At 67.5% G+C, this 1,551-nt stretch carries 1 protein-coding gene; it reads right to left on the bottom strand.

The window, feature by feature from the left end:
• Positions 1 to 56: 56 nt before the first annotated feature.
• Positions 57 to 1,307 (bottom strand): PTS transporter subunit EIIC, encoded by a 1,251-nt coding sequence (locus tag ACFWGJ_RS43625; RefSeq protein WP_387334538.1) that lies wholly within the window; start codon positions 1,305 to 1,307, stop codon positions 57 to 59.
• Positions 1,308 to 1,551: the final 244 nt, after the last annotated feature.

Consider the following 1,551-nt stretch of genomic DNA (forward strand, 5'->3'; position numbering starts at 1 on the left):
GCCCCCGGAGCAGATCCGCTCCGGGGGCCCTGTGCCGTGTCACGCCGTGCGAGGGCTCACGCCTTGGTGAGGTCCTCGACCTCCTCGTCGGGCTCGCGGCCCGGGGTGGCGAGGTTGAACTTGATGATCGCGAAGCGGAAGGTCACGTAGTAGACCGCCGCGAAGACCAGGCCGATCGGGATGATCAGCCATGGCTTGGTGGCGAGGTTCCAGTTCAGGAAGTAGTCGATGGCGCCCGCGGAGAAACTGAAGCCGTGGTGCACGCCCAGCGCCCAGGTGATCGCCATCGACAGGGCGGTCAGGATCGCGTGGATCACGTACAGGACCGGCGCGATGAACATGAACGCGAACTCGATCGGCTCGGTGATGCCGGTGACGAACGAGGTCAGCGCGAGAGAGACCATCATGCCGCCGACGGCCTTGCGGCGCTCGGGGCGGGCGCAGTGCGTGATCGCGAGGGCCGCGGCCGGGAGCGCGAACATCATGATGGGGAAGAAGCCCGTCATGAACTGACCGGCCGTCGGGTCGCCGTGGAAGAAGCGCGGCAGGTCACCGTGCCAGACGGCGCCGGCGGAGTCCTTGTAGGAGCCGATCTCCTGCCAGGCGACGGTGTTGACGAACTGGTGCATGCCGACCGGCAGCAGCGCGCGGTTGATCGCGCCGAAGATGCCCGCGCCGACCGCGCCGAGGCCGGTCATCCACTCGCCGAAGTTGGTGATGACGTCGCCGATGGGCTCCCAGACCAGACCGAAGAAGACGCCGACCGCGGTGCCGATGAAGGCCATCAGGATCGGGACGAGGCGGCGGCCGTTGAAGAAGCCGAGCCAGTCGGGCAGCTTGGTGCGGTGGAACCGCTGCCAGGTGACGGCGGCTATCAGGCCCATCACGATGCCGCCGAGGACCTTGGGGTCGTTGTAGGTCGCGGCGACGTCCGCGCCGTCCTGGACCTTGGCCTCGGTGATCGGGAACGCGGTCAGCACGTTCTTGTAGACCAGGAAGCCGACCAGCGCCGCGAGGGCGGTGGAGCCGTCGGACTTCTTCGCGAAGCCGATGGCGATGCCGACGCAGAACAGCAACGGCAGGTTGGCGAAGACCGCGTCACCGGCCGTGGCGAACACGGAGGCGACCTTGTCCCAGCCGAGCCCGTCGGCGCCGAACACGTCCGGCTGGCCGAGCCGGAGCAGGATGCCGGCGGCCGGCAGCACGGCGATGGGGAGCTGCAGGCTTCGGCCGACCTTCTGCAGGCCCTGGAGCAGGCCGGAGCCCCACTTCTTCGTGGGGGCCGCCGGGGCTGTGGCGGTGGTCATTGTTCCTCCATGTGCTGCGTGCTGCCGGGGACGGAAAGGGAGAGAAAGAGGAATGCACGAGGGTTGGACAGCAACCGCGTGGTCTACACCACTCAGTGGTGTAGACCTGTTGTAGCACGGTGAAGGCGGGATAAGGAACCCGCCAGTTTTGTGGGGTCCGCCATAACGCGAAATTAACGCTGAAAGACCCCAGGACCACAGGGTCCTGGGGCCTTCCGGTGCGACGCGGGAACAGGCCGGGACG

Origin of the sequence: Streptomyces sp. NPDC060205 (assembly GCF_042728395.1) — a bacterium.
Taxonomy (GTDB): Bacteria; Actinomycetota; Actinomycetes; order Streptomycetales; family Streptomycetaceae; genus Streptomyces.